The sequence below is a fragment of the Rothia sp. P6271 genome (genome assembly GCF_048512995.1).
Classification (GTDB): Bacteria; Actinomycetota; Actinomycetes; order Actinomycetales; family Micrococcaceae; genus Rothia.
In genome coordinates this window covers 48921-74451 of the sequence record NZ_JBLXXV010000009.1, presented here as the reverse complement: position 1 = coordinate 74451, position 25531 = coordinate 48921, and the positions used below count along the sequence as shown (strand labels likewise).

Annotated in this window: 21 protein-coding genes and 1 riboswitch; of the genes, 7 read left to right on the top strand and 14 right to left on the bottom strand. The window is 46.5% G+C overall.

Annotated elements, in window-relative coordinates; genetic code table 11:
- Nucleotides 1–524: 524 nt before the first annotated feature.
- Nucleotides 525–743 carry a hypothetical protein gene (locus tag ACN08X_RS07280; RefSeq protein WP_419108353.1) on the top strand — a complete coding sequence of 73 codons (219 nt, stop codon included), beginning with the start codon at nucleotides 525–527 and terminating at the stop codon, nucleotides 741–743.
- Nucleotides 744–1554: 811 nt separating this feature from the next.
- Here the strand turns inward: ACN08X_RS07280 and ACN08X_RS07275 are convergent.
- Both ACN08X_RS07275 and ACN08X_RS07270 read right to left on the bottom strand, forming a co-directional pair.
- Nucleotides 1555–2769 (bottom strand): MFS transporter, encoded by a 1215-nt coding sequence (locus tag ACN08X_RS07275; RefSeq protein ID WP_419108352.1) that lies wholly within the window; start codon nucleotides 2767–2769, stop codon nucleotides 1555–1557.
- A gap of 91 nt (nucleotides 2770–2860) precedes the next feature.
- Nucleotides 2861–4243, bottom strand: a complete 1383-nt coding sequence (locus ACN08X_RS07270) for a glycine--tRNA ligase (protein WP_419103302.1) — start codon at nucleotides 4241–4243, stop codon at nucleotides 2861–2863.
- A gap of 187 nt (nucleotides 4244–4430) precedes the next feature.
- On the opposite strand from ACN08X_RS07270, the gene ACN08X_RS07265 reads away from it, so the two are divergent.
- Nucleotides 4431–4661, top strand: a complete 231-nt coding sequence (locus tag ACN08X_RS07265; RefSeq protein WP_419108351.1) for an RNA-binding S4 domain-containing protein — start codon at nucleotides 4431–4433, stop codon at nucleotides 4659–4661.
- 69 nt (nucleotides 4662–4730) lie between these two features.
- Here ACN08X_RS07265 and ACN08X_RS07260 read toward each other — a convergent pair whose 3' ends face one another.
- The 5 genes from ACN08X_RS07260 to ACN08X_RS07240 form a co-directional block, all read right to left on the bottom strand.
- Complete coding sequence (locus ACN08X_RS07260) at nucleotides 4731–5414, bottom strand: alpha/beta hydrolase (RefSeq protein WP_419108350.1); 684 nt, start codon at nucleotides 5412–5414, stop codon at nucleotides 4731–4733.
- Nucleotides 5415–5495: 81 nt separating this feature from the next.
- Nucleotides 5496–6236: a type I-E CRISPR-associated protein Cas5/CasD gene (gene cas5e / locus ACN08X_RS07255; protein WP_419108349.1), complete on the bottom strand. Its 741-nt coding sequence runs from the start codon at nucleotides 6234–6236 to the stop codon at nucleotides 5496–5498.
- Entirely contained in the window at nucleotides 6233–7291 is a 1059-nt protein-coding gene (gene cas7e, locus ACN08X_RS07250) for a type I-E CRISPR-associated protein Cas7/Cse4/CasC (RefSeq protein ID WP_419108348.1), read from the bottom strand. The genes cas5e and cas7e overlap by 4 nt, the downstream gene beginning before the upstream one ends.
- Before the next feature lie 57 nt (nucleotides 7292–7348).
- Nucleotides 7349–7939: a type I-E CRISPR-associated protein Cse2/CasB gene (locus ACN08X_RS07245; RefSeq protein ID WP_419108347.1), complete on the bottom strand. Its 591-nt coding sequence runs from the start codon at nucleotides 7937–7939 to the stop codon at nucleotides 7349–7351.
- 24 nt (nucleotides 7940–7963) lie between these two features.
- A complete protein-coding gene (locus ACN08X_RS07240; protein ID WP_419108355.1) occupies nucleotides 7964–9550 on the bottom strand; it encodes a type I-E CRISPR-associated protein Cse1/CasA in 1587 nt (528 codons plus the stop codon).
- A gap of 311 nt (nucleotides 9551–9861) precedes the next feature.
- On the opposite strand from ACN08X_RS07240, the gene cas6e reads away from it, so the two are divergent.
- The 4 genes from cas6e to cas2e are packed head-to-tail and all read left to right on the top strand — an operon-like array spanning nucleotide 9862 to nucleotide 14505.
- A complete protein-coding gene (cas6e, locus tag ACN08X_RS07235) occupies nucleotides 9862–10530 on the top strand; it encodes a type I-E CRISPR-associated protein Cas6/Cse3/CasE (RefSeq protein ID WP_419108346.1) in 669 nt (222 codons plus the stop codon).
- 16 nt (nucleotides 10531–10546) lie between these two features.
- On the top strand, nucleotides 10547–13240 hold the full coding sequence (gene cas3 / locus ACN08X_RS07230; protein WP_419108345.1) for a CRISPR-associated helicase Cas3': 2694 nt from the start codon (nucleotides 10547–10549) through the stop codon (nucleotides 13238–13240).
- A gap of 12 nt (nucleotides 13241–13252) precedes the next feature.
- A complete protein-coding gene (gene cas1e, locus ACN08X_RS07225; RefSeq protein ID WP_419102127.1) occupies nucleotides 13253–14194 on the top strand; it encodes a type I-E CRISPR-associated endonuclease Cas1e in 942 nt (313 codons plus the stop codon).
- Nucleotides 14194–14505, top strand: coding sequence for a type I-E CRISPR-associated endoribonuclease Cas2e (cas2e, locus tag ACN08X_RS07220; RefSeq protein ID WP_419108344.1), 312 nt, complete (start codon nucleotides 14194–14196; stop codon nucleotides 14503–14505). The genes cas1e and cas2e overlap by 1 nt, the downstream gene beginning before the upstream one ends.
- 60 nt (nucleotides 14506–14565) lie before the next feature.
- On the opposite strand, the gene metX is transcribed toward cas2e, so the two are convergent.
- A complete protein-coding gene (metX, locus tag ACN08X_RS07215; RefSeq protein ID WP_419108343.1) occupies nucleotides 14566–15708 on the bottom strand; it encodes a homoserine O-acetyltransferase MetX in 1143 nt (380 codons plus the stop codon).
- Nucleotides 15709–15776: 68 nt separating this feature from the next.
- Nucleotides 15777–15896: riboswitch (SAM riboswitch) on the bottom strand.
- 168 nt (nucleotides 15897–16064) lie between these two features.
- On the opposite strand from metX, the gene ACN08X_RS07210 reads away from it, so the two are divergent.
- Entirely contained in the window at nucleotides 16065–18224 is a 2160-nt protein-coding gene (locus ACN08X_RS07210) for a S9 family peptidase (RefSeq protein WP_419108342.1), read from the top strand.
- Between the two features lie 92 nt (nucleotides 18225–18316).
- Here the strand turns inward: ACN08X_RS07210 and gatB are convergent, their stop codons facing one another.
- From gatB to ACN08X_RS07180, 6 genes are all read right to left on the bottom strand, one after another.
- Nucleotides 18317–19822: an Asp-tRNA(Asn)/Glu-tRNA(Gln) amidotransferase subunit GatB gene (gene gatB, locus ACN08X_RS07205; protein ID WP_419108341.1), complete on the bottom strand. Its 1506-nt coding sequence runs from the start codon at nucleotides 19820–19822 to the stop codon at nucleotides 18317–18319.
- A complete protein-coding gene (gatA, locus tag ACN08X_RS07200) occupies nucleotides 19822–21411 on the bottom strand; it encodes an Asp-tRNA(Asn)/Glu-tRNA(Gln) amidotransferase subunit GatA (protein WP_419108340.1) in 1590 nt (529 codons plus the stop codon). Before gatA ends, gatB begins: the two co-directional genes overlap by 1 nt.
- 9 nt (nucleotides 21412–21420) lie before the next feature.
- The gene (gene gatC, locus ACN08X_RS07195) at nucleotides 21421–21717 is read right to left on the bottom strand and encodes an Asp-tRNA(Asn)/Glu-tRNA(Gln) amidotransferase subunit GatC (protein ID WP_419102121.1); all 297 of its coding nucleotides are present in this window, start codon (nucleotides 21715–21717) and stop codon (nucleotides 21421–21423) included.
- Between the two features lie 195 nt (nucleotides 21718–21912).
- The gene (locus ACN08X_RS07190) at nucleotides 21913–22686 is read right to left on the bottom strand and encodes a transglycosylase family protein (RefSeq protein WP_419108339.1); all 774 of its coding nucleotides are present in this window, start codon (nucleotides 22684–22686) and stop codon (nucleotides 21913–21915) included.
- A gap of 515 nt (nucleotides 22687–23201) precedes the next feature.
- On the bottom strand, nucleotides 23202–25376 hold the full coding sequence (gene ligA, locus ACN08X_RS07185; RefSeq protein WP_419108338.1) for an NAD-dependent DNA ligase LigA: 2175 nt from the start codon (nucleotides 25374–25376) through the stop codon (nucleotides 23202–23204).
- A complete protein-coding gene (locus ACN08X_RS07180) occupies nucleotides 25357–25479 on the bottom strand; it encodes a hypothetical protein (protein WP_419102117.1) in 123 nt (40 codons plus the stop codon). The genes ligA and ACN08X_RS07180 overlap by 20 nt, the downstream gene beginning before the upstream one ends.
- Nucleotides 25480–25531: the final 52 nt, after the last annotated feature.

Here is a 25531-nt window from a genome sequence, read left to right as displayed (position 1 = left end):
GGCGTTTATAAAGCCTTGCCCCTAGCATAATCCTCTTCTCCGTACACACGGAGGTCTTTCCTGGTAATTGGGAAAGAGCATGGAACGGAATCACTCTTCTCCGTACACACGGAGGTCTTTCCGAATCTACGAGATGATTTGGATAAACAATCACCTCTTCTCCGTACACACGGAGGTATTTTCTAAGCAACTGGCGCGTATAGGGGCCCTTTCTCTCCATGCACAGGGTCCGCAGCAAGATTATGCAACAGCTACGCACCCCAGCCTAAAAGTCTGTAGCGGGTAAGAAAAATAAAAATCCGTTGGTAAAACAGTAACGGCACTGCGTGCATACCTGTATTAGTTGGCCCCTCCCTACACACACCTACCAGCAGGACACTATGGAGGAGAGGAAATCTTCCAAGGCATTCCCGATGCAATGTTTGAGGCAGATATTACGTTCATATCTGAGGTATGGTAGTTCGCGTGTACGCGGTTCCTATTCTTGCCATGATTCGTGGTTCTTTTGGGTTATTCTTAGGGTTATGGAAAGCGGAGAAAATTATTTAAATATCTCAGGCTTCGCTAAAGCCATAGGGAAAGCCTCAAGCAATCTATCCATTGCTAAAGATCTTCCTCCTGCCGATGCATGGCTCAAAGGCGCGGGAGAAAAGAAAACCCCGCTATGGCTAGAAAGCACCGCACTCGCTTATGGGCAAGCAGTCGAAGCCCGAAGAATAAAATTTACGAAGAAAAATAAATAACCTAACGCCCCTTATGCGCTTGCATAGGGGGGCGTTTTCTTAGCTGCAACGCGACTTAAAAAACTTTTTACAAACCCACCTGAACTTTGAGTGAAACTTCCCTAGACACCCCAAACATGTTTTCTAGTCAGCCCCCCCCCGTCAGAGAATCCAATAAGTTCCTTGAACACCCCACACAAGTAGTGTATAGTGACTTGCATCTCACTTGATGGTTTGCAAGAACCGCTACTTATAGACATTCGTCAAGCCATCAAAAATGACTAAGGAGTGAATAAATTTATGACTCACCTTGTTATTTCCATTCTCGCCCTAATCAGCATAATCGTATTTTTAGCAATAGCTGTATTGGTGATTCGCTTTCTCTACTACAGATTCAAGAAACTTTATAGAGAAGACCAAGAATGGCAATCAAACAGGAAGATGAAACAAAATCCCAATCATATCGATTCTAAATAACAACGAAAAAGATACACAGGATTAGAACACCATAATTTTCAAGTTCCCTAAACATCAACTTCGAATGAGGTCTAGAGTCCTACTCTAGACCTCATATATGTTTTATCTAGCATTGATTGAGTACACAAAAAACGACTCTTTACAGAGGCTATAAAGAATTTTCTAACAGATTCTTCACAAATCAGCAGAGAATATCCTCTTTTATAAGATAGGTTTCAGCAGTGCAACAGACTCCCAAGAGCCCTATTGCTATAATCAAAACTAGCACTGAAACTGTTTATACTTCCCAATAAATATAATATCTAAAACAACTAGCTAATATCATCTATGAATTTATGAACTCAATATTCTATAGTCATTTTAGATTTCGTAAATAAGGATTTACCAGCAAAGTACTCAACAGAGCTATATATAATATTCCACCAATTACAAAAACCTGACTTAAGGAAAAATTAGATGTAAATAGGGGTATAAATATTTGACCAAGAGGAACTGACAAAAACGAGAGTGTCATGTCTAAAGATATAATTCGAGATATATGCGATTCTGAAATATTTTTTTGAATCAGAGAATCCCAAGCTATTGAAGAAACCGAAGACCCAAAGCCAAATATCATGGAAATAAAACACAACACAGCGTATTGAGTATCTAAACCTATGAAAATAAATAATATCCCACCAAGCATACTTCCTAACGATATATTAAGAACAGGGTATTTAGACGACAATTCTCTATAAGAAAATACACCTGCGAACAAAAGGCCTAAAGAACGAACTGACAAGAGTATGCCCCAATATTCTTTTCCATACTCTTCCGATATTACAATAGGTGCTAGAATTAGCCACAGGCCCGAAAAAATAAAGTTTGTGAAAAAATAGCATAATGATATTCTCCAGACCCAAGGAATTGAAAAGAAAGTTGATATACCATTTCTAAGGCTATATAATAACGTTTTATCTTTTCCACTCAAGCTAGACATTGAATCATCTGATGTGGAGAATAGGATAAAAAATAATAAAATTACTATAAATGAGCTAATCACATCTACCAACACAGCATAGTACGCAGAATAAAGAGAAGTTATTAAAGCTGCGATAGAAGGTCCAGCTATATATAAAATATTTTTTAAAATAGAACGTAACGAATTCGCCTTATTGATGAGGCCTGGCGTAACTAGCTGTTTTATTGCTCCTTTAGTCGCTGGATTTATAAAAGCGTATGATGCCCCAGAGAAAGATGATGAAATTATATAACAATAAGGCTGCGTGTTCTCAGTATAAAACAATATAGATAATATAACAAGCGATAGAAAATTAATAGATTGAGCAAAAGCAGCAATCTTAAATTTAGAAAATCTATCGGAAGCCACTCCCCCATAAGAAAGAAACAATATAAGGAATATAGAGTTACACGCAACAATAATCCCTATATCAGAAGGTGAGAATTTTAACTCAAGTAACCCCAACATCAGAGCAGTAGGAGTCATTGAAGCTCCAGCCCATGAAATCGATTGCGCAGCTAAGAATATAATAAATCTACTAGAAAATTTTTCAATTTTATAATCACTCATTGAAAATAATCTTAAACTATACTTTATAGAAAATAACCCCGCGTCTGGTATTTTTCTTTACTAATAAATACCAGACGCGGTTAAATTCTATTTAGCCTAGAAGTTTTTCAGCAAGATAACTTTGTACCTTATCCAAAGAAACACGTTCTTGATTCATCGTGTCACGTTCACGAATCGTCACTGCCTGGTCTTCAAGAGTGTCAAAATCTACGGTAATGCAGAACGGTGTACCAATCTCATCTTGACGGCGGTAACGACGTCCAATAGCGCCAGAATCATCATAATCAACATTCCATTGACGACGAAGCTGCTGTGCAAGATTCTTTGCCGTTGGCACCAAATCTTCTTTTTTAGATAGTGGCAACACCGCTGCTTTAACAGGTGCAAGACGAGGATCAAGTTTAAGCACAGTACGCTTGTCCACTCCGCCTTTAGTATTAGGCGCTTCATCTTCTAGATACGCATCTACAAGGAACGCCATCATAGAACGGGTGAGCCCGAAGGACGGTTCAATAACATAAGGCACGTAACGTTCGCCGGTTCCTTGGTCAAAGTATTCAAGCTTAGCGTTTGAGTGTTTGTTATGCACACCGAGGTCGTAGTCTGTACGGTTTGCAACGCCCATGAGTTCGCCCCAAGGGTTGCCTTGGAAACCAAACTTGTATTCAATGTCAATGGTTCCAGCAGAGTAGTGGGCACGGTCGTCTTCAGGAACATCAAATTTTCGCATGTTATCTGGGTTGATACCTAGGTCAACAAACCAGTTCCAGCAGTCTTCAACCCATTGTTCAAAGTGTTGTGGTGCTTCTTCAGGGTGGGTGAAGAATTCGATCTCCATCTGTTCAAACTCTCGGGTTCGGAAGATGAAGTTTCCTGGGGTAATTTCGTTGCGGAAGGCTTTACCAATTTGTCCGATGCCGAAGGGTGGGCGTTTGCGTGCAGCAGTTACCACGTTATTGAAGTTTACAAAGATTCCCTGTGCTGTTTCGGGGCGGAGGAAATGTAAGCCTTCTTCGTTATCGACTGGGCCGAGGTAGGTTTTCATCAGGCCAGAGAAGTTTTGCGGTTCGGTCCATTGGCCACGTGTACCGCATTTGGGGCAGGCGATGTCTGCCATGCCGTTTTCTGGTGCGCGACCTTTTTTCTCCTCATAGGCTTCGATGAGGTGGTCTTGTCGTAGGCGGGTGTGGCATGAGAGGCATTCGACTAATGGGTCGGTGAAGGTTTCTACGTGGCCGGATGCTTCCCAAATTTTGGTGGGGAGGATGACGGAAGAGTCGAGTCCAACCATGTCTTCGCGTCCGCGTACAAATGTTTGCCACCATTGTTGGCGGATGTTCTCTTTGAGTTCAGCACCTAGGGGGCCGTAGTCCCACGCTGATCGTGTTCCGCCATAAATTTCGCCGGCTTGGAAGACGAAGCCTCGGCGTTTTGCCAAGGTGATGACGTTATCGAGAACTGTTTTTTCTGCCATTATTACTCCTAGTGCCCCGCCGCTGGAGACGACGTGCAGGGGTTGTTTTATAGTGTCTGTGCGTATCTGTACGCGTTGTCTAAGAGTACCTTATTATTATGGTTCGTTCTGTTACTGAGCGGTGTGATACGTCTTGAGTTAGGGCGTAGGTCTTTTGCCTGCTGATTCATCGGTTAGAGTATTAGTTATGAGTAATGTTGAACGTATTTTTATTCGTGATGAGAGTATCCGGCTAGGGCAGTTTCTTAAACTTGCTGCTTTAGTAGAGAACGGTGTTCATGCCCGTGAACTCATTCAAGATGGTCTTGTGAAGGTTAACGGTGATATTGAAGAATCCCGCGGAAAGCAGCTACGCCATGGCGACACGGTAACACTCAACGGTATTACTGTTGAGGTCGCTTCTGAAAGTAAACAGTAAATTACTGTATATACCGGTTGCAACTAAGATTTGGTGTGCGTGTAGCGTAGCTGCTTCCCCTCACTATAGCTATGTTAACGGGAGTATATTTTTCTGGATAAATGACGCGACGTGCTGTATTTCTTGGGGGCAGACGCTGTGAGCCATTCCAGAGTATTCGTGTAATTCAAGGTTGGTGTTTTCTTCTAACCATGAGCGAGTATATTCTTCTTTTCCGGTAGGAATAATGGGGTCTTGGTCGCCGTAACCGTAGAAGACTGGTATTTGTCGTTGTTTGAGTTGTTGTGTGGTTTTAGCCCATTCTTCTGTTTCAATGATGTATCCGCTAAGGCCAATAATTGCTGATATTTTTTCGGGATAGCATCGCGCAATACTTGTTGCTAACGCCATGCCTTGTGAGAAGCCGAGGAGCGTTATCCCATCGTAGTCTGCACATTTTTTGTCTAACCATTGGTTCACGTAGTCGCAGGATAGGTTAATGCTGTGTAAGGAACTATCTAAGAGCTGGTTGAGTGGAAACCACTGGTACCCGTAGCTGACGGCGGGAATATGTGCGGTGGTTGCGGTGTCGTCAATGGTTGCGCCGACGGGCTGAGGCGCTCTCATACTCGCCCATGTAATGTTTTCTGAGCCGATGAGTTTGGCTATTTGCAGGAGGTCTTGTTCGTTAGAACCATACCCGTGTAAGAGAAGAATGAGATGTGTTCCAGCACGTTCTTGTGCGGGGTGTAGGTATTCAACGGTGTAAGTCATGTTTTTCCTTAGTAATGGGTATGGCAAAAGAACTCGTTGTGGTGCGCCTAAAGTAGGGTTCCACAACGAGTTCTTGCTGTTTTATATGAGCGTTTTACGTCGTTTGAGAAGTTCTGCTGTTTTTTCTAACCACATATTGCGGTCTTGTACGACAGGAACTCTAGTGTTTGACGGTGCTACGGGAGTATCGTCAACAAATTGATAGATTGTCACTGTTGCCGATTCTTCTGCGCCCGCCTCTTGCACAGTGGAGCGTTGCTCTCCTCGTTGTTTCCTCTTGACCGTAGGGATTTTATAGAGCTCGTCCGAGTCCCCTACTCCTAAGTAAAAAGGAAACACTGCAGGAAACGCTTTACGTCCTAAATAGGTGCTGAATTGGGGGCTTCTTAGTGCCGCATCTATTTCTTCAGTTTTACCTTCTGCGGTGATACGTACAATAAATTCGCTATCTGCAAGATATGTACGGTTCACGATGGAAGTTCCAGATTGCGCGTCGGGAGTAAAGACTAAGCTTTTTGCGCTTGATGCTTTTTGCCCTTGTGCAAGGAGGATACGGCGCCGGAAGGTTTCTTCTCCTGTACGTGGATTAATCGTCTGAAAATCATCAGTGTATTGTACGGGGCGTTCCATACGGATAGTAAACTCTACGTTTTCTAACCATTGTGGCCATTGCCCTCGTTGATACCCCAATGCACCTGCTAGGAGACCTCGTAGGGCACTTGGTGTAGGGATTTTACCTGTGTTGACGATATTACCGGTGACGGAGGCACCAGCCCAAGACTGTAAGGGTCCAGCTAGTCTCAAATACACCGATGATGTCATTGGCAGATCCATTCTACGATGTTTTCTACGAATTCTTTGCGGGAAACGGCTTTGAGGTCACCAAATTTTCCGTCAAGGTTGGTGTATGTTCCGGTGAGGGATTCGACGGGTCCGAAGTTGTCTGGGTCGAAGCGTCGTGCTGCAGCATATTGTTGAGCGAGCTCGTCGATTGTTGCACCGAGGTATCCGCCTTCAGCGCCATTTTGTACGGGTGTTTCGAAGTCGTATGCGGTACGGTACTGTTGTTCTTCTGCTAGAACGAGAGCAGGCTGAACATAAGGGGCGGTACTGTTTTCTTTACCGCGGGGCATTCCGTAGAGAATTGCAGTGATGAGTTGGCGTAGGTTCTCTTTAGAGTCTTCTTGGCCAAATCCTGCCCAGCTTTTCTTGAGCTGTTCACGGTCGATGCTCACAGTGCGGTAGAAAACACCGTTCGTGTATTGTGCAACGCCAAGGAATGTTGCGCCAGAGTCACCGTTACGTTCTTTAATGTCGTCAACAGTGGAGAAGTAGTCTGTTTCAATGGTTGCGGGGTGTGTTGTCACTCCTGGTGAGACGCTGAGAGCTGCTTCGGTGTTTTTGGTGGGTGCGTTAGCGAACATACGGCCAAAAGCTGCGATAGCAAGAGAGCCAGTACGTCCATCTTCGATGAAGGTTTCGTCGGTACGCCCTAGTGCCGTGTATGCAGCGGTGGTGAGTTCCTCTTCACTGAGCCAAGAGGAACGGTCGGAGCCGCCTTCTGTTTCTTTTTCTGCACCTTTGGTGAGGGCCCCAATAATTTTTTTAGCTTCCTTAGTCAAAGCTTTTTCGTCCGCCTCGGGTTGAAGCTCTAAGGCTTTTGCTACAACTTCATTTACGAGGGAGCCTGAACGTACAGAGTAATCCAAAGAGGCGTTCTCGTAAGCAACACGGATTCCTCGCTTGATGGATTGTGAGGAGTGCAGTGCACGTAAGCTTCCGCCGATAGTTGCGCGCTTTGGTGTTCCGCTGTCATCGCGGTTGAGGTTGGAGTAGGGTACGGTTGAGACGATGCTCAAGGTCAGGTGGCGAGACATTTCATTGTCCTTTCAAAATAAGTAGTGTTAAGAAAATATTTGGTGTGTATAAAAGCTTTATGCTTCTGTTTCTTCGGTTTTTTCTTTTTTAGGGAAAACTGCCGAATAATAATCGCGCATCATGGTGAGACGGTGTTCGCGTGATTCCTCAGAAATACCGTTCCCCCAATAAATGAACATATTGATGAGTGCACCAAAATGCATTGCAGGAACGTTGTTAAGCTTCCCTGACATTTGCATGATGCGGTATAAAGTACGAACTGCCTCTTCTAAGTTTTGCGTGTGTAGATACGCTAAAAGCTGGCCTATCCTATCTGGGTTATCGGGGTTTAGCTCTATATCTCTATCGTTGGCAAGTGCACGACTTACTTCTGCCGCCCACGTTCCAATGCTCTTCCACTGGTATTTCCCGTCGTTATCAAAGTTTTGAGGGATATTGTTGAATTCAGAGATGAGCCCAATGGAACGGAGCACCGCTGTTCGATGATGGGAGTTGTCTATGTGCGGCAACACGTAAGGGTATGCATAATGTTCCGTGGTAGGCACTAGACCTTTTCGGAGAGCTGACCGCGCCTTCTTTGAGTTGGACTGGGGTTCTCTCACCCTTAGTGTAAATCTAAGGAGATTATAATAAGATTCCTGAGCCATAAAAGCTCCTTTCTACTAATAAAATTAACTTTGCGAGAACAATGCAAAATGTAAACGACGATTTAAGATTCCTCGTACATAAACCGCGCGTTCTGGATGCTGACTTATATGAGGCGCGATAGTTTTGTCGTACGCTCGCAGTGCAGCAGCTTGCGCTTTTTCAAGAACTTCCCGTGGAATCTTTTTTTCGCCTTCTTTTACACAAATAACGAATTCTTCATACACTGGCCCAATTTCACGCCAGAAGTACGCGGAGGCGTCTTTTCTGCGATGTTCCAAGTCGTCAAAAGCTACAACACCTTTTCCTGTATCTCGGCGTTTTTTGTCTCCTTCAGTCATACGTCTGAAGGGAGCACGCACGATGTTATGTAACTCTTGAATAGTCTTTGCATGGGTTTGGATAGCTTCTTGTAATTCTTCGTTGGCGTCAAATACCCATTGCGTAGAGTCTGGTTGATAAACAGAGGAAGCTCTAATGCTAGGGGATGAGGCAGTTCCTTCAATTTGATGACGGATAAAGCACAGCGTTTCATCCCCATCACCGTCATAGAAACGTTGTTCTAGCTGTTTAGAAGCCGCTTCAACTTTTGATTCTGCCGCCCATTCTACGGCTAGGTCAGTTGCGTCTCGCCCGAAGTCTAGACGCTGGGCTTTAAGTTCTCCACTTTGATTTGGCATGTAGAGGTAGAAGGGATCTAGTGTATTGCGGGTATCCCACCAGTTTTTTCTAGCTTGTTTATCGCTAGCAGGTCCCATTTCTGGTACATACCATTTTTCTGGTATACCGCCAACGCGTACGCCTGCAAGATTTTTATCTTCCCAATACGTAGCAACGGTGTTAGAGCTCCATGTTGCGTCCCATAGTGATGGTTCCGCAGAGGGGGTCTTCGCTTTTGTTTTTCCTTCTCTGTCTGCCCATGCAGGCAGCTCTTTACTAAAGACCCAGCTTTTAGGGATAGCCATCAGCAATGTAGCAAGGAGACTCTCTCCTTGCCAAAAGATTTCTGTAGCGGCATTTCCTTTTCCCAGATACCGAATCCCTGGTGCACCCATAGCGCATTTGTCACCATCGTAGGTATTATTTCCAGCCATTGAATAGTGGTGGTACACCAAAATATCTGTGACAGCTTGTTCTAGAGAAATAGACTGAGGTTGAGCAACAATGAGGTTCCAAAAATCTTCTCCTGCATCAGATGGCATGGCTGGTGAAAGCTTTTTGACGGCTTGCTGACCTGGTCCTAGAGCACGAGCACTATCTTTTGCAGAAGTTGGTGTGACGGGTGGTCGCTGCATAAAGGGCATGTTCCCACCAAAAAGGTCACTACCTGCGGCTAATTCGTCTAACGCTTTATCTAACGCTTCTTCTGGAACGCCTGATTTTAGGATCTTTCCGCTAATCTGAGGAGCTTTTTTAGGGTTATCAGCTCCGCAGTGTCTTAATGTCACAGCGAGTACTGTCGTTAGCAGTCTCAGAAAAGCTGCGTACTGGTATCCAGGAATCTTTTTATCAAGCAACACTCCTTCCTTGTGCGCTTGGAGTAAAACTTCTCTCACTGTCATAGGCTCAGAGGTGAGCTTCACAAACGGAACATCTTTAAGTATGTCTACCATCACAGACCTCTCTTTCTTTAGGATGGTTATAAAATCTGCCATATAACTCACATTGTGACAGAACGTATCTCAACCTGTCAACAGTATTGCCATAAAATTAACACATAATATATTTACAAATAACAAGTTGATTTTATGACAACCAGTGATACGATAAAGACCAAAGAGTAGAAAAATACCTCCGCGTATACGGAGAAAATGGCTATAGTAGCAAAAAACAAAGAAATACCCCCGAGAACTTCAGGGAAAGCCAATAGCATTTAGTTTAGCACTTCTTTATAGCTACAAACCAAGAAAGGAAGCTACATCCCATGAGCACAAGTGTTCATCTTACAAAGTTCCCCGTTCACATCGCTCTTTCTCGTGCGAGCAATCATTCCCCCTCATCTCAGGGATTCCTACTTGATTCCCCTAAGTTCAGACACCGTGCTGTTATGGGATTATTTGACGAAAATCTAGAATCTTCCAACCCTCGCTCAAAACACAACATCCTCTTCCGCTTAGATTCTGTACCGGGCCACGCTCCATATTTCCTAGTCCAGTCTTCTATTCCTGTACAGGCAGAAGACATTATTGAAGAGCTTGAAACAAAAGAAATTTCTCTCCAGTCACCGCAAGAAGGAACACCTGTTGCTTTTAGACTTGCAATCAACGGCATCATCCGCAAATCTCGCTCCCGAGAAATATCGCCTGTACCTTTTGACGGGGAAAGCCAAGAGAACCCGCTAAGCTTTACCAATTGGCTTGAACAACGTCTTTCTGGAGCACTCAAAGATATCTCCGTCATGAATCATCAGCGCCAGGTCTTAGGAACAGATCGCACAGGAAAAAAGCAAGGCGATTTGACGGTTCAGATAGATACCGTAGACGGATTCGCCTACGTTGATTCCCCATCAGCTCTTGAACAGATACTTCTCAACGGCGTAGGACGAGCCAAGTCCTATGGCTGTGGAATGCTTAGCATTAAAATCGCCCAATAAACGGTGAGGAATACTCATGCCTGTACCAACACATAGCTATCTCTGGTCAAAACAAGACAAGACTCACGGCACATACCCTCTTCTTGCCCATTTATTCGACACCGCAGCAGTCGCAGGTGTGCTCTACGACCGTTGGTTACGACCAGGACTTCAAGAACTTTTTAAGCAAGAGCTAGGTCAACAAGCACGGAGTATCGTGTGCTTTATTGCTGGTAGCCATGACGTTGGTAAAGCCTCACCCTTATTTCAAGGGCAGTTTTCACAAAAGGAAGAAGTCTGGGATAGTATTCGTGAAAATATTTTGATTCACAATCCCTTAGCGTTTGAAGGGTTATCCGATCTGAGCGATGACCAGAGAAAAGAGCGTTCTTTACGTCGTCATGAACAAATTAGCGCTTCAGCCCTCGGATTCTATGCAGATAGTTCTTCCTGTGCTCATGGCACATCTCAAGCTATCTGGCAATGTTTACCAGCTCTAGGGCATCATGGGTACTTTGATATTCCATTCGACCTTGACAATAAGCAGATTTTTAAACGGAAGCGTCGACTGCACAGTGCTTTTACCTGCCTCCTTGAAGAAAACGGTTGGACACAGGCTCAGGACGATTTATTGTCGCTATTGGAGCAGGCAGTAGGAATTTGCCGTAAAGAGTTCCCTGATGAGGTATCTAATACGGTGATTGTGTTGCTTTCGGGTCTAACTATTCTTGCAGATAGGATTGCTTCGCATTCTGATTGGGTCGCTCAGAATCAACAGCTCATGGCTAACGGAACGCTAGTTTTAGAGAAACCGAACGAATGGGTAGCCGCTTTATATGAGCAGGCCCTTCATAAGGTTGAGGAAACTGTTGGTATTTACCATGGGTGGGAGGACGAGGCTGCTGCTCGTCAGGCTATTCTTGGTGATTATGAGCCTCGGCCTATGCAAGTTGAAGCGTTGCGTTCTGGTGGTGGATTATGGAATGTGATGGTGCAGACCGGCGGAGGTAAAACAGAGGCTGCCTTATTGCGTCATTGTACAGAACAAGAACGTTTGTTGTTTTTGCTTCCTACTCAGGCAACTTCTAACGCTTTGATGCGTAGGGTGCAAAAGTTTTATGAGGGTACACCGAATGTTGCGGCTTTGGCGCATGGTCTAGCGTCTATTGAGGATTTTTACCAAACCCCTGTCACGAGCTTTGGCGGTTCTGAGATAGGTGATAGTTCTTGTGTGGGGCAAGGTTCTGGCGGTTTATATCCTACAGAGTTTGTGCGTTCTGGTGCGGCTCGTTTGCTTGCCCCTGTTTTTGTTGGCACGGTAGATCAGGCGTTGATGGGTTCTTTGCCTCTTAAGTGGACTCATCTGCGGTTATTGGCTTTGGCAAACTCTCATATTGTGGTTGATGAGGTGCATACTCTCGATCATTATCAAACACAATTATTGGTCACCCTTCTTGAGTGGTTGGGAAAGACTAATACGCGTGTCACCTTGCTAACGGCAACTTTACCGCAGTGGCAGCGTCAACAATTTTTGGAAGCGTATACAGGTGAGTCTCTAGCCGATCACAGCCTTGTTCCCTCTTTCCCTGCAACAGAATTATTAGAGCGTTCTTCTTCTGCACCGGAGACTTCTGCCCTACCGAGTGAGACATATAGTATTGATTTTTCGTTAGATACAGTCGATTCTAATTCTCTAGAAGATTCCCATATTATGTGGGTTCGCTCCATGCGTGAACGATTCCCCAAAGCTCGTATCGGTGTTATTTGTAATACGGTTCAGCGAGCGCAAACGGTTGCTGCTGCTCTTGAGCAAGAGTATGGGGGTGTTGTTCTTCTTCATTCTCGGATGACGGCGGAGCATCGTCGTATTAACGCACAACAGCTTGAAGCGCTGATTGGTGCTGGTAAGACGGCTGAGTCTGTCATTGTTGTGGGTACTCAAGCTATTGAAGCTTCTTTGGATATTGATTTAGATTTTTTGAGTACGGATTTGTGCCCGTCAGCGTCATTGATTCAGCGTGCTGGTAGGGTGTGGAGGCGTTCTGATGTTTTGCGTGTAGAGCGTATTCCAGGTGTTCCGCATATACCGATTCGGGTGGTTCGTGTTGCTGAGCTTGATAAGTATTCGAGTGCTCCGTATTTTCAGGCTGAGTTGGAGCGTACATGGTCGTTTTTGATGGAGCATCAGCATTTTGTTGTTCCTGCAGATAATCAAAGGTTTATTGATAGTTCGTCTCTATCTCTTGATACATTTGCTCATCAGGATGATGACGCATTTTTAGAGGCTTTTGCCGATATTATCGGTCGTATTCGTGCGGGGCTAGGGGCTGCGGCACCTTTGGAAGAAGCGTTAGCTGATGAGGCGACCATTACGGAGTTCAAACAGCTCACTCAAAGAAGTGGAGACGAGGAGTCTGCTGAACGACGCACCCGCCTTATTGAGCGTGAAAGCACACCGGTTATTCTTTGCTGTTCTGATGGCAGTATTCCTGGTGCGTGGGATGGTGCACCCGAAGACTTAGCAAAGATTACTCCTCAAGAACAGCAGAAGATTCGGCAAGCATTAAAAGGTTCTTTGCCGTTAGTTGTTTCTTCTTCAAAATTATCAGAGCAGTTAGTTTCTTTGGCTGATGCGCCGTCTCTTCTGAAACGCTATTCGTATTTGCCTCAGGCTGAGCGTTTTTATGACTCTGCGTCGGGCTTTTCAGAGCGCCTCTTTACTGAGGAATAGGGGAATGTTCTTATGGCTTATTCGGATGAGGCTTTAGCTTTTTCGACGATACCGGCTTCTCATCAGGTTCGTTTAGAAGATCGAGTGTCTTTTCTTTACTTAGAGTATTGCGTTATTAAACAAGAGAAAACAGGTGTTGTTGCGTGGGGTTCGGAGCGGGGTTCTGAAAAACTTGCGGGGCAAAAAATACAATTGCCGGTGAGTAGTCTTGCTGTTTTGATGTTAGGTCCTGGGACGAGTATTTCTCAGCCAGCAATCACCTCGTGCACGAGGGCAGGTGTCACGGTACTGTTCTCTGGTGGTGGCGGTGTACCAGCATATTCTCATGCTACGCCGCTGACTTCTTCTGCTCGTTGGGCTATTGCTCAGGCACGTACTGTTGCCCAAGAGAAATTTCAAAAGCAAGCGGCTCTTATTCTGTATAAAAAGCAGCTAGGTATTGAGAAAATGCCGGGTGGTTCTATTGCGACGATGCGTGGTTTAGAGGGCCGGACGATACGCAATCTATATCGAGAGCAGGCTAAGAAACATGGTGTTCAGGGGTTTAAACGTGATGTTTCAGCAACGGATAATGTTAATGTTGCGTTGAATCTGGCTCATTCGATTTTGTATGGTTGTGCTGCTTCGGCTTGTGCAGCCTTGGGTTTGAACCCTGCTTTAGGTGTAATTCATCGTGGGGATATTCGTTCTTTACTCTACGATATTGCTGATATTTATAAACCTTCCTTGAGTATTCCTTTAGCTTTTTCATTGTCACAGAGCGAAAACATCGCAGAGGATGCTAGACGTGCTGTTCGTAAAGAGTTGGTGCGGCAGAATGTTTTACAAGGCATGGTAAAAACCTTAATAGAGGTGTATAGCCCGCAATTACCGCATCGTGATGATGATCGTCTGATTAGTGATAGAGGCGAGGAAGTAACTGGTCACACTCAATATGGTCGAAGGGGACAATAATGTTTGTTGTTCTCACCACGGTTTCTTTACCTCAGCATGTACATGGGTATTTAACACGGTTTCTTTCTGAAGTATCGGTGGGTGTTTTTGTTGGTAATGTTTCGGCTCGTGTTCGAGATAATCTGTGGGAACGGTGTGTCTTAGCCGCTGGAGATGGACTGCTCACTCTTATTTATAGTGACAAGAGTATGGAGCAGGGATTTAACGTGCGTACTCATGGCTCCCAGCGCCGTGTCATGGTTGATTGTGATGGGGTACTTTTAGCGTCGTCTTCTCCCCTGTCTCACGAGGAATTTTCTTCTGAAGAATAGCGGTCAGTAGCTTATTGTTAGGCTAATAGGGCGATGCCGGGTTTGTTTCTTTTCGTGTTGTTAGTGGGTTTTTCTGCCTTGTTTTAGAACTGGTTCTAGGATTTTTTGTAGTTGTTTTGTTTCTAGGAGGAATCCGTCGTGTCCAGCTGGAGAGTAGATAGCTTGTGCTTGTACCGGTTGGGGTAAGGCCCTAGCTAATTCATGTGATTGTTCTGGGTAGAAGAGTCTGTCATTGTGCACATAGGCGATAGTCCATGTGCATTGGCTTCGTTGCAGTGTTTGGTGTAATGTTCCACGATTTCGGGTGATGTCGTGGCTCATGAGTATTTCGTTAATGCTGAGGTAGCTATTTGCGTCAAAACGTTGCACAAGTTTGTGTGCATGGTAGTCCATATATGATTCCACGCTGTATTGTGTACTGTTTTGTGTTTGTTGTGTGCGCCCAAATCGGGTGTGGAGTTCTTCTGAGGTTCGGTAGGTGATATGTGCGATGCGTCGAGCTATCCCTAGTCCTTGGCTGGGAGGTTGTTTATCGTAGTAGTCGCCTCCGTAGAAGTGTTGGTCACTGCGGATAGCAAGGTTTTGTGCTTGTGCCCAGGCTAGTTGTTCTGCGGTGGTGTATGCGCCGGAGGCGATAACGGCGCAGTGACGTACGTTTTCGGGGTAGGTGATGGCCCATTCTAAGGCTCGTGCTCCTCCGAGGGATCCTCCTATAACATGTGCCCATTGTGTGATGCCGAGTGCTTCTGCTAGATGTTTTTCGGCGTGTACGGTGTCTCGTACGGTAAGTTTTGGGAAGGATGACCCCCATGGTTGTGGGGGTTGTTTGTGTGGGTGTGTGCTGTGTGCTCCGGTGCTTCCGTTACAGCCACCGAGAATATTCGGTGCTACTACAAAGTAGGTGTTTGTGTCGATGGTTTTTCCTGCTCCAACGAGGTCTTCCCACCAGCCGGAAGTAGTGTTGTGTTCGTTGTGGGCGACGTGGGTGTCTCCTGTTAGGGCATGTAAGATGAGCACGGCGTTGTCTTTGTGTTTGTTGAGGTTTCCCCATGTTTCGTAGGCGATAGTTGCGTTGGGTAGTGTGTGCCCTGATTCTAGGGGTAGTGTCTCGATGGTTGTGTGGTGTTGGTGAGTGAGTGTTGTTGGGGTACTCATAGATGCTCCAATAACTATTGTTGTAGTAGATTGGGGCTGTATCTGCACTGTTGTTTCCTCTGGTGTGTTGCCTGTTTGGTGTGCAGGCTCTTATATTGAGGAGGTAGTGCGTACTGCTCCCGCGCTTGCACCGTCTAAGAGTGTTTTTCTGGTGCCGGGTCTGTCTCAGTGGCACCCCGCCGCGAGTGGAGGGTTGCCGGCTAATAAGCTGAGTCTTGGTATTAGCGCTCTTGACCGTGTTGTTATCGTATCTGAGTGGTTTGTTGTGGGTCGAGCCGTTTCTTCTTCTTTACGTTCTAATGCGGTAGTTTGTCTTGTTTCGTCATATTTTGTCTTTAGAATAGTTCTCATGTCGCGTTGTTTTAAGGGCGCATTATCTATTTTTCTTTTCGGAGGTACATTTCATGTCTCAAGCACCTGTTACGAAGCGTGTGGAGTCTTCACGTGTTCATCATGGCGATACGTTTATTGACCATTATGAGTGGCTTCGTACTAAGGACGATTCTGAGGTGGTGGAGTACCTCAATACAGAAAATGCTTATACAGAGCAGTCCACTCAATCACAGCAAGCACTTCGTGAAAGTATTTTTCAGGAGATTAAGGAGCGTACCTTAGAGACGGATCTTTCTGTTCCTTCTCGCCATGGAGATTGGTGGTATTTTTCGCGGACGATTGAGGGTGAACAGTACCCTGTATTTTGTCGTGTACCTGCTTTGGTAGACGGTGGTGAGGTGGAGATGTTTTCTCCTCCGCAGGTTCAGGCGGGTGTTCCTCTTAATCAAGAGCAGGTCATTCTTGATTGTAATGAGTTTGCACGAGAGTTGCCGTTCTTTTCTCTTGGGTCTTTTTCGCCTTCGTTAGACGGTTCTTTGTTGAGCTTTGGTGTTGATGATTCTGGCGATGAACGCTATACCCAATATTTCTTAGATTTAGAGACGTTGACTCTTTCAGAGGAGACTTTGCCCGGTATTTTTAGTGGCGCATATTTGACTCCTGATGCATCAACCCTTATTTATTCTCTTGTCGATGAGTCATGGCGCCCATATGAGATACGGGCTCACCGTATTGGTGCGGGGGAAGAAGATTGTGTTCTTTTCACCGAGCATGACAATGCGATGTGGCTTAGCAGCGCTCTTTCTGCTGACCGGACTCATATCGTTATTACGTCATTTTCTTCTGAGTTTTCGGAGGTTCGTTTAGTTCCGCTTCAAGATATGTCGGCTGAGCCTTTGTTGGTTATTGGTAAGAAGCATCGTGTGCAATACGGTATTGAGCCTATTCGTATTGATGGTGTGCCTTATGTTCTCATCATGCATGATGCTGACGCTCTTAACTCAGAAATTGTGCTTGCCCCTTATCCAACGTCTCAGCCTTTTGAGCAGTACCGTCAGTTATGGCTTAAAGTTATGCCTCATCGTTCTGAGGTGCGTATTGAGGGGTTTGATTTTTCGTCAACTCATCTTGTGGTGACGGCTCGTGAGAATACGACGGTACGAGTTTTTCTTGCCGATTTAGACCGTTTGCGTGCCTTGTTGCGTTCGCAGTCGAATGCGGGGGTTGTTTTTAGTGAGCCGACCGGTTTTGTGGAGGAAATTTATACGACTGGTGTTTCTCATGTTTCTATTGATTCGCCGGTCATTCGTATTTCGTACACGTCGTGGGTGACTCCCCCTCGAATCTATGACTATTTTCCGCGTACTCAGGAGCTTATTCTTCGCCGTGAGACCCCCGTATTAGGCGATTATCATGCTGAGGATTATCAGGCGTATCGCATGTGGGCACCTGCCCGTGATGGTGCGATGATTCCTATTTCTGTTATTCATCGTGCTGATCTTGATTTGTCTCAGCAGCATCCTGTGTTCCAGTATGGTTATGGTTCCTATGAGGTGTCGATAGATCCTTATTTCTCTATAGCGAGGTTGTCGCTTCTAGATCGTGGCGTGATTTATGTGGTGGCGCATATTCGTGGTGGTGGCGAAATGGGACGCCAGTGGTATCAAGATGGTAAGAAACTTCAGAAGAAGAATACTTTTACTGATTTTGTTGATGTTACGGAGTTCTTAGGGCAACGCCCGTGGGTTGATCAGAAGAAGATTGCTATTTCTGGTGCTTCTGCTGGTGGTTTGCTCATTGGTGCGGTTCTGAATCTTGCTCCCGAGAAGTATTGTGCTGCTATCGCAGGTGTTCCGTTTGTGGATGCGTTGACAACTATTCTTGATCCAGATCTTCCGTTGTCTGCTTTGGAGTGGGAGGAATGGGGTAACCCTATTGAGGATGCCGAAGTATACGAGTATATGAAGTCTTATTCTCCATACGAGAATATCCGTCACGTCAAGTATCCACCGATTGTTGCAGTGACGAGTTTTAACGATACTCGTGTGTTATATGTTGAGCCAGCGAAGTGGGTAGCTCAACTACGTAAAATGATTTCTACAGACTCAGTGACTCCTCTCTTGAAAATTGAGATGGATGGTGGGCACGGTGGCGGTTCAGGCCGTTACACTGCGTGGCGTGATATTGCGTGGGAGTATGCTTTTGCGCTGACTTACTTATTAGACCAATAATATTTCTGATTTTTCGGTATATAACAAAAGCGGTGGTGTTGCCTCGTTGGAGGCAACACCACCGCTTTTGTGTTCAGCCAGGTGTAAGAGGCTTAGAGTTCTACGCCAAGTTTTTCGAGGATGAGTTCTCGTACACGTCCGGCGTCTGCTTGTCCGCGGGTCGCTTTCATCACTTGACCAACGATTGCGCCGACAGCTTGAACTTTGCCACCACGAATCTTTTCTGCAACGTCAGGCATTGCAGCAAGGGCATCGTCGATAGCGCCGCTGAGTGCGCCGTCGTCAGAAACAACTGCTAGAGAGCGTTTTTCAACGATTTCGCTGGGTGTTCCTTCACCGTCAAGGACGAATTCGAGAACTTGTCGAGCAATTTTATCGTTGATTTTTTTGCTCTCAATGAGGTGGTTAAGTTCCACAACGGTTTGTGCGCTCACACCAAGCTCGAGCAGTTCGGTTTCACGAACTTTTGCGAGGCGAGAGATTTCTCCCATCCACCATTTACGCGCTACCGTTGGGCTAGCGCCTGCAGCGACGGTCTCTTCAATTGCGTCCATTGCCCCAGCGTTGACAACGTCACGGAACTCTTCATCAGAGTATCCCCATTCTGCTTTGAGACGGCGACGGCGTTCTGCAGGGGGTTCTGGCAGTTCTGCGCGTAGACGTTCAATCCATTCGCTATCGGTAACCACGGGAACGAGGTCTGGCTCTGGGAAGTACCGGTAGTCGTCAGCGTCTGATTTGGGACGCCCCGGTGAGGTTTCACGGGTGTCTTCGTGCCAGTGACGGGTTTCTTGAACGACTTTTTGTCCAGATTCTAGAACAGCTGCATGTCGTTGAATCTCATATCGAACAGCACGTTCTACAGAGCGTAAGGAGTTGACGTTCTTTGTTTCAGAGCGAGTTCCAAAGGTGCTACTTCCTTTAGGCATGAGGGAAACGTTTGCGTCACAGCGGACATTTCCACGTTCCATACGCGCATCGGAAATTCCTAAGTTTTTGACGATTTCGCGGATAGCTGCCACGTAGGCTCGTGCGAGTTCTGGTGCTCGTTCTCCTGCCCCAACGATAGGTCGGGTCACGATTTCGATGAGAGGAACGCCTGCTCGGTTGTAGTCTACGAGGGAGAAGTCTGCACCTTGAATACGGCCATCTGCGCCGCCTTTGTGGGTGAGTTTTCCGGCGTCTTCTTCCATGTGGGCACGTTCGATGTCGATGGTGAAGATTGTTCCGTCTTCAAGTTCAACATCGAGAGAGCCATTCGCGGCGATAGGCTCATCGTATTGTGAGGTTTGGAAGTTTTTAGGGGTATCTGGGTAAAAATAGTTTTTACGCGCAAAATGCGAAATTGGTGCAATCTCGCAGCCTAGTGCAAGACCCAATTTGATGGCAGATTCTACAGCTTTTCCGTTGACGACGGGAAGCACACCAGGTAGCCCGAGGGATACGGGGGTGACGTTGGTGTTTGGTGTATCGCCAAATTCGTTGGGCGCAGCATCAAACATTTTTGTTTTGGTGTTGAGTTCTACGTGAACTTCAAAGCCTAATACTGGGTCGTATTTTTCGATTGCTTCTTCGAAGCTTAGGGTTTCTTCAGACATTATTTCGCTCCCCCAAAGTTAAAATCGCGAATCAGTGATTCGGTGTCGGGCATCTGTGTCCATAGTGGGGCACCCCAGGTGTTGTTCAAGAGGGTTTCGAGCCCTGCACCAACACGGTAAAGACGTGCGTCTTCGTGTGCTGGGGCGGTGAATTGGATACCTACGGGCATGCCGTCTTCGTCAGCTAGTCCAGCTGGTAGAGATAGTGATGGGACGCCGGCAAGGTTGGTAGGTACAGTTGCGATATCGCCTAGGTACATTGCCATGGGGTCACCGTCAGTTTTTTCACCGAGTTTGTATGCGGTGGTAGGTGCTGTTGGTGAGACGAGGACATCGCATTGTTCAAAGGCTGCAGCGTAGTCGCGTTGTATGAGGGTGCGAACTTTTTGAGCTGAACCGTAGTAGGCGTCGTAGTAGCCTGCAGAGAGGGCGTATGTTCCGAGAATGATACGGCGTTTTGCTTCTGCGCCGAATCCTGCGGCACGGGTTGCTGCCATGACACGTTCGATGGTCAGTGGGCCGTCTTCTGGTAGTACACGAAGCCCGTAACGTACGCCGTCATATTTGGCGAGGTTTGAGGAAACCTCAGAAGACATGATGAGGTAGTACGCGCCAAGAGCCTCTTTGACCGATGGCAAAGAGACCTCAATAATATGGGCGCCAGCTTCTTTAAGTAATTCTAGTGATTCGTTAAAGCGTGCAGTAACGCCGTTTTGGAAGCCTTCACCAGTGAGCTCTTTGATGACGCCAATACGGATTCCGGCTAGGCTTCCTTCTCGGGTGCCTTCCCGTGCTTGTTCAGAGTAGGGGCCAACCGGCTCGTTCAAAGAAGTTGAGTCGTGGCGGTCGTATCCTGCGACGGCTTCGTGCAGTAATGCTGCGTCAAGAACGGTGCGGGAGCAAGGACCTACTTGGTCTAGGGAGGATGCCATAGCGATAACACCGTAGCGTGAGATAGAACCGTAGGTTGGTTTGACGCCGACAGTTCCGGTGACGGCTGCTGGCTGTCGGATGGAGCCTCCAGTATCGGTTCCTAATGCCAGAGGTGTTTGGAAAGCACCCACTGCTGTTGCGGAGCCACCACCGGAGCCGCCTGGGATACGGTCTAGTGCCCATGGGTTGCGGGTGACACCGAAAGCGGAGTGTTCGGTGGATGATCCCATTGCAAATTCGTCAAGGTTGGTTTTGCCGAGGATGGGCATACGTGCTTGGCGAACTTTTTGGGTGACGGTACCGTCGTAGGGGCTCATCCAACCTTCGAGCATGCGAGATGCTGCGGTGGTGGGTTGTCCTTTGGTGACGATGAGGTCTTTGATAGCGATGGGAACGCCTGCTAGTTCGGGGAGTTCTTCGCCGGCTGCGCGGGCTTTGTCAACGCTTTGAGCGGTTGCTAGTGCTTCTTCTTCGTTGGTGTGGAGGAAGGCGTTGAGTCCGTCTTTTCCTGCGGAACGGTCGTTGCTATCGAGGGCTTGCCCGTCGGTTGCTTTGATACGGTCTAGGTGTGCTTGGGTGATTTCTACTGAAGAGATTTCGCGAGACTTAAGTTTTTCGACGAGTTCTGCAGCAGAGAGTTTAATGAGTTCGTTCATAGTTTTTCCTTAGTCCTCATCGAGAATTGCTGGGACTTTGAATTTTCCGTCTTCTGCATCAGGTGCCCCGGAGAGCGCTTCTTCTGCGCTGAGGGTTTCTTCTACCACGTCTTCTCGGAAGACGTTTTGTAGTGGGATGGGGTGTGATGTTGCTGGAATATCGTCGGATACTGCTTCAGAAACAGATTTGACGGATTCGACGATGACGCCGAGTTCCTGTGCCATTGCTTCTAGTTCGGTATCCGTCATTTCGATGTGTGCCAGTTCCGCTAGGTGCGCAACTGTCTCACGGGTGATGTCAGACATAGATTCTCCGTAGTGGACAAAAGTTTTCTTTTCTAGTTTATCTCTCTGGACTCACTTTAGGCAGTTCTCTTGAGGATATGTGGCAGGTTCTCTCAAAGAACTCAGTGAGGTTAAAGAAAAGACTTCGCTTTCTTCCTCAATGAGTTGAGGAAGAAAGCGAAGTCTTTATGCTACCTAATGGAGATTATCTCGATATTAGAGAGCTGGGATAACGAAAACCTGACCTGGGTAGATGAGGTCTACGTTAGCAATGATGTCTTTGTTTGCGTCAGCAATTACCTGGTAGGAAGGAAGACCTAGCTGGTATGCGATACCGGAGAGGGTATCACCAGGCTTAACGGTGTAGGTGCCAGCGGTTGCTACAGGTGCAGGAGCAGGAGTGGACTCTACAACGGGTGCAGGTGCTACTACGGGTGCTGGTGCTGGTGCAGGTGCTTCAACAACAGGTGCTGGTGCAGGAGCTGGAGCGGTGTATTCAACAACTGCTTCAGACTGAGGAGCAACGGGTGCTGGTGCAGGTGCTGCTACGGGTGCTGGTGCTGGAGCAGGTGCTTCAACAACAGCTGGTGCTGGTGCTGGTGCAGGAGCTGGAGCTACGGCAGCAGGTGCGCCGGCAGTTCCGTATGCGTAAAGGTTGAGCTTAGCTGCACATGCAGGCCATGCGCCCCATCCTTGCATCTGAAGGAGGTTTTCAGCAACGCGAATCTGCTCTGCTTTAGAAGCGTACTGGGGAGACCCGCTACCGCCGGCAGCATTCCAGGAAGACTGGGTGAACTGTAGGCCACCGTAGAAGCCGTTGCCGGTGTTGATAGACCAGTTGCCACCGGACTCACACTGAGATAGCGCTTCCCATGCTTGGAGAGGAGCTGCTTGTGCAGGTGCTACTGCAAAAGATGCTGCTGCTACGCCGCTAACTGCTAGTGCAGCTGCGGAACGGGTTACGTTTTGGCGAATGGAAGTCTTTTTCACAATGCTCCAAGTGTAGGCCACCTAACGCTCCACCAATCCCTTGGCTTCAATGCGTTGCCGTCTACCCGTAGATGCTTATTGGGTATCTATTGAGGTTTTGCCCTGTAGACGGACTCAGGTGTGCGGCAAAACCCGGCATATAGTTCAAGGCTTCTTCCAGCCCTGAAATGTATTTTTCCCGTAGGTACGGGATTGCGTTCATGGATAACGATAACGTAACGATTTGGGTTCGTACAACCTCATTGATGGGTCATCGTGTTCTCGCACCATTTATCAGTCTACTTTTTATCACAATCAGGAAATTCTCTTATTTTTTGTTTAAATAAGAAAAATAACTCCTCAAAATCCGCGTATTTCAGGGAAGGATAACCGTGAAGGTCGTCTTTACCATTTCGTTATTTTCGTTATCAAATCGCAACATTTCCCGCGCAAAAACCACGAAAAAAATTTTTTAATTTTCTTTACGACACTCTACGAAAAACTAAGATATTTTGTTACCCCAACGGTAGAAGCTTCTATTCTAAAGCAGCAGGGCCCTCCGCAAGAAGCATTTTAAAGCCGTCTTCATCTACTACCGGAACACCCAAAGACTCCGCCTTATCCAACTTAGAACCGGCAGCATCACCCGCAACAACATAATGAGTCTTTTTCGATACAGAACTTGCAGCTTTACCACCACGAGCGATAATAGCTTCTTTAGCAGAATCACGTGAGAAATCTTTTAGAGTACCCGTCACAACAATAGATAAATCAGCTAATGTTTGAGGCAAAGTCTCGTCGTGTTCATCAGCCATACGCACTCCAGCAGCAGCCCACCGCTCAATAATTTCACGATGCCAATCCACCGCAAACCATTCTTTAATAGAGCGAGCCATTACTGCACCTACCCCATCAATAACCGCTAAACGCTCTTCAGAGGCATTTTCAATAGCTTCCATAGAACCAAACTCAGTTGCAAGAGCACGTGCGGCAGTAGGGCCTACATGTCGAATCGACAGCGCAACAAGAACTCTCCATAACGGCTGTTCTTTTGCTTTCTCTAACTCTTTAAAAAGCTTCTTTGTATTTGCGTTAACGACAGAAGGTTTCTTCGCTGTACCACGCGTATAAAAATATGGGACAAGCTCATACTCTCCGCTAAGAACCCCACGCTTTTTCTTCTCACGTCGTATTTTCACATCGGCAAGATCTTCTGCGCGAAGATCAAATAAAAACGCTTCAGAAACAAGAGGAGCAACATCAGGCTCAGCAGGAGTAGTCAACGCTTTAGCCGCTTCAAAACCCAATGCCTCAATATCAAACGCACCACGACTTCCAGCATGATAAACGCGTTCTGTCAGCTGAGCAGGGCAAGAGCGAGCATTAACACAACGAATATCAACGTCACCCTCTTTAGCAGGCGCTAACGGCTCACCGCAAGAAGGGCATTTCCGAGGCATCTCAAAAGCCTTCTCGCTACCATCGCGTAAAGCAATCACAGGCCCCACAATTTCTGGAATAACGTCTCCAGCTTTACGCAGCACAACGGTATCACCAATTAGAACACCTTTAGCCTTAACAACGTCTTGGTTATGTAACGTTGCACGTTCAACCGTCGAACCAGCCACTTTTACTGGCTCCATAACACCATAAGGAGTTACCCGCCCAGTACGCCCTACATCAACACGGATATCAAGAAGTTTTGTATGCACTTCTTCAGGCGGATATTTATAAGCAACGGCCCAACGAGGAACACGAGAAGTGTACCCTAAGCGTTCTTGTGTCGAAAAATCATTAATTTTGACAACGATTCCATCAATCTCATGCGCAAGAGAATGACGTTGCTGACCATAGCGTTCAATGAATTCAAGAATTTGCTGAGTATCGGAGAACAGCTCAGTATAGGGACTCACAGGAAGCCCCCATTGCTCAAGAAGAGCATACGTCTCGTACTGAGAATCTACTGAAAGCCCTTGATGCGTACCAATACCATGCACATACATTGATAGAGGACGGCGAGCAGTCACTTTCGCATCTTTTTGACGTAACGATCCAGCAGCCGCATTGCGGGGGTTTGCAAAAGGCGCTTTACCTTGAGCAACCATCTGTTCGTTAAGAGCCAGAAAATCTTGAGAAGAAATAAAAATCTCTCCGCGAATTTCAACTTCTTCGGGGTGGCCTTCACCGGCAAGTTGACGCGGGATAGTCCCAATAGTAAGAACGTTATGAGTAACGTCCTCCCCCGTTGTTCCATCACCACGGGTAGCTGCCCGTACAAGTTCCCCATGACGATACAACAGGTTAACTGCTAGACCATCAATTTTTAATTCTGTTAGCCAACGAACGGAGGATAGCCCACTAAGGTGCGCGTTCTGTTCAGTTTTGCTAAGCCACTGTTCTAGTTCAGGGATAGAAAAGACATCTTCAAGCGAATACATGCGACTGACGTGCACAACTGGAGCGAAGATAGAAGATGGTTCTGCCCCAACCTGCTGGGTTGGTGAATCTTGAGAAATCAGCTGAGGATACAAGGCTTCAAGTTTTTCAAGCTCAACAAAAAGCTCATCATATTCTTTGTCAGAGAGAATTGGTTCGTCGTCTACAAAATACTTTTTTTGAGCCTGACGGATTCTCTCCATCAAAGCAATATAGTGCTCTTGTAGCTCAGCTGTTATTGGTTCACTAGATTGTTCAGTTGAGGTAGAGTCCATCTTCTTCTCCAAGGTTCACAGGCGCTGTGTTACGCCAGTATTCGCATTGACCAACGTATATGGTTTCGTCTGTTGAGGGGTGGCTTAAGAGTATTTCGTTCATAGAAAAGCCCCTAACTACATTTAATCAGTAGTTAGGGACTTTCCTCTGGGGG

What these genes read in the sequence shown, in the direction of transcription:
- gatB (WP_419108341.1), bottom strand. Translation starts at nt 19,822, where the DNA reads ATGTCTGAAGAAACCCTAAGCTTCGAAGAAGCAATCGAAAAATACGAC.
- gatC (WP_419102121.1), bottom strand. Translation starts at nt 21,717, where the DNA reads ATGTCTGACATCACCCGTGAGACAGTTGCGCACCTAGCGGAACTGGCA.
- ACN08X_RS07210 (WP_419108342.1), top strand. Translation starts at nt 16,065, where the DNA reads ATGTCTCAAGCACCTGTTACGAAGCGTGTGGAGTCTTCACGTGTTCAT.
- cas2e (WP_419108344.1), top strand. Translation starts at nt 14,194, where the DNA reads ATGTTTGTTGTTCTCACCACGGTTTCTTTACCTCAGCATGTACATGGG.
- cas5e (WP_419108349.1), bottom strand. Translation starts at nt 6,236, where the DNA reads ATGACATCATCGGTGTATTTGAGACTAGCTGGACCCTTACAGTCTTGG.
- ACN08X_RS07180 (WP_419102117.1), bottom strand. Translation starts at nt 25,479, where the DNA reads ATGAACGAAATACTCTTAAGCCACCCCTCAACAGACGAAACCATATAC.
- gatA (WP_419108340.1), bottom strand. Translation starts at nt 21,411, where the DNA reads ATGAACGAACTCATTAAACTCTCTGCTGCAGAACTCGTCGAAAAACTT.
- ACN08X_RS07265 (WP_419108351.1), top strand. Translation starts at nt 4,431, where the DNA reads ATGAGTAATGTTGAACGTATTTTTATTCGTGATGAGAGTATCCGGCTA.
- ACN08X_RS07245 (WP_419108347.1), bottom strand. Translation starts at nt 7,939, where the DNA reads ATGGCTCAGGAATCTTATTATAATCTCCTTAGATTTACACTAAGGGTG.
- cas1e (WP_419102127.1), top strand. Translation starts at nt 13,253, where the DNA reads ATGGCTTATTCGGATGAGGCTTTAGCTTTTTCGACGATACCGGCTTCT.
- ligA (WP_419108338.1), bottom strand. Translation starts at nt 25,376, where the DNA reads ATGGACTCTACCTCAACTGAACAATCTAGTGAACCAATAACAGCTGAG.
- cas3 (WP_419108345.1), top strand. Translation starts at nt 10,547, where the DNA reads ATGCCTGTACCAACACATAGCTATCTCTGGTCAAAACAAGACAAGACT.
- cas6e (WP_419108346.1), top strand. Translation starts at nt 9,862, where the DNA reads ATGAGCACAAGTGTTCATCTTACAAAGTTCCCCGTTCACATCGCTCTT.
- ACN08X_RS07240 (WP_419108355.1), bottom strand. Translation starts at nt 9,550, where the DNA reads ATGGTAGACATACTTAAAGATGTTCCGTTTGTGAAGCTCACCTCTGAG.
- ACN08X_RS07280 (WP_419108353.1), top strand. Translation starts at nt 525, where the DNA reads ATGGAAAGCGGAGAAAATTATTTAAATATCTCAGGCTTCGCTAAAGCC.
- cas7e (WP_419108348.1), bottom strand. Translation starts at nt 7,291, where the DNA reads ATGTCTCGCCACCTGACCTTGAGCATCGTCTCAACCGTACCCTACTCC.
- ACN08X_RS07270 (WP_419103302.1), bottom strand. Translation starts at nt 4,243, where the DNA reads ATGGCAGAAAAAACAGTTCTCGATAACGTCATCACCTTGGCAAAACGC.
- ACN08X_RS07260 (WP_419108350.1), bottom strand. Translation starts at nt 5,414, where the DNA reads ATGACTTACACCGTTGAATACCTACACCCCGCACAAGAACGTGCTGGA.
- ACN08X_RS07275 (WP_419108352.1), bottom strand. Translation starts at nt 2,769, where the DNA reads ATGAGTGATTATAAAATTGAAAAATTTTCTAGTAGATTTATTATATTC.